The sequence below is a fragment of the Burkholderia sp. BDU5 genome (assembly GCF_001522845.1).
Lineage (GTDB): Bacteria > Pseudomonadota > Gammaproteobacteria > Burkholderiales > Burkholderiaceae > Burkholderia > Burkholderia mayonis.
Genome location: NZ_LOWC01000148.1, coordinates 1 through 1541, shown reverse-complemented (window position 1 = coordinate 1541; position 1541 = coordinate 1). Strand labels below are relative to the sequence as shown.

Below are 1541 nucleotides of genomic sequence, written 5' to 3'. Positions count from 1 at the left end.
CCCCACTGCCGTGCGAAGCGCGCGAGCGCGCCGCGCAGCGGGTTCTCATGGAACGGGACGCCGGCGCGCGCGGCGCGCCAGCCTGCGCGGAACGCCGCGCGCTCGAACAGTTCGGTCAGCACGAGCCGTCCTCCTTTGTGTTGTCGATTGGCGCCGCCTCCGGACGCACGCGCTCGAGCATCCAGAGCTGGTCGGGCCGGAATGCGAGGTAGTCCTGCGGGGGATCGCGGAAGATGAAAAGGTGCTTTTCCTCGATGAGGCCGAGGTAGGTCATGGGGCGCCCGAGTTTGCGGGCGAAATGCTTGCCGACGTCGCGGTGGCTGAGCGTCAACGTCATGCGGCCACCTGCCGCTGGCCGAATGCCTGCTGGACGAACTCGCCGATCGCCTGCTGGCTGAGCCGGCGGTATTCGTCGATCGCCTTGCGCTCCTGGATGGCAAGCCACTGTCGCGGGTAGTCACAGCCGCTGAACATGCAGAACAGGTGCAGCTTCGTCGCAGGGAACGGCCGGCGCCCGGCGATCAGGTCGCCGAGATGCGGATAGTGGATCTTCGACTTCTTCGCGAGCGTCTTGCGATCGAAGCGCGTAATGCCGATCTCGAGCGCCTTCGCCAGGCATTCCTCGAACGTCATAGCTTCGATCTCGCTCTCGGGCAGCGTGGCGGCCGGCGTCCAAAGCGCGAACATCCTGATTTCTGGCTGGTTCATACGAAAAATCAATGGTTACCCAGTTGATTACCCACTTGCTTACCCAGTTGGCGCCGGGGCGAAATAATGGCCAGGACAACACCTGGCCGACTGCAAAGATGCGAACCGCCGCTATGCGAAAATCGAAGCCTCTGACCTCTTCAACCACCACATCACGGGGTTCGCGTGGACACAAAACTCGAAATCATGGTTATCACTGCACCAGGCGGGACGGCGATCGGCGAGTACAGCTTCGTCGTGCTGCCGAGGACTGGCGACTGGATCGAATTACCGGACGGACCGGATGCGGCAACCATGTTCGAAGTCGTCAAGGTTGTTCATCCTGTGACCGGCGACTCTCCCGACATCTACGTACAGCGGCTTGGAGACAATCACGAAGCGCTGGATCGTCTTTGTTCGGAGCGATCCGGGACCGAATAACCGACTCGGCTCGGGGTAAGTCGTCTGGGCCGAACAGCACAACCGCGATCAATCGGCGCCCGGTCATCGACACCGACAAACTGATGACCTCGAGGTCTTTCGTAACGGCGAATCCTTCCGGTTTCGCGTCCGAACGAAACTCGACCGGCTGCCGGATGTTGTCGATCGTCGCCTTGATGTCGTCCCTGGCAGGATTGTTCGCCGCCGCCACGGCCTCGTTCAACCGTGTCACTTGCTTGACCATCGCGCCGATCAGTTCCCCGATCACCGCCTGCGCTTCATCGGCCGGCAACTTCTTGTTCGCGATCACGTCGCAAAGCGCCGCCGTCATGATTTCGGCCTGGCGATCGGTGATGCGCGGTGAACGCGTCGGCTGCGGCGGCGGATCGGTGATATCGGAGACTGGCTTCACG

Annotated in this window: 3 protein-coding genes; all 3 read right to left on the bottom strand. The window is 62.2% G+C overall.

Annotated features, from left to right (window positions below; translation table 11 throughout):
- Positions 1 to 115: 115 nt before the first annotated feature.
- Entirely contained in the window at positions 116 to 337 is a 222-nt protein-coding gene (locus WS69_RS23605; RefSeq protein WP_081066544.1) for a hypothetical protein, read from the bottom strand.
- Complete coding sequence (locus WS69_RS23600; protein ID WP_059473091.1) at positions 334 to 708, bottom strand: hypothetical protein; 375 nt, start codon at positions 706 to 708, stop codon at positions 334 to 336. The genes WS69_RS23605 and WS69_RS23600 overlap by 4 nt, the downstream gene beginning before the upstream one ends.
- A 307-nt stretch (positions 709 to 1015) precedes the next feature.
- Positions 1016 to 1541: hypothetical protein (locus WS69_RS34285; RefSeq protein ID WP_197419300.1), on the bottom strand; the 526-nt coding region annotated here is incomplete at its 5' end.

Bases quoted from the DNA above. Each gene is read 5' to 3' on its own strand.
- WS69_RS23600 (WP_059473091.1), bottom strand. From the start codon at position 708: ATGAACCAGCCAGAAATCAGGATGTTCGCGCTTTGGACGCCGGCCGCC.
- WS69_RS23605 (WP_081066544.1), bottom strand. From the start codon at position 337: ATGACGTTGACGCTCAGCCACCGCGACGTCGGCAAGCATTTCGCCCGC.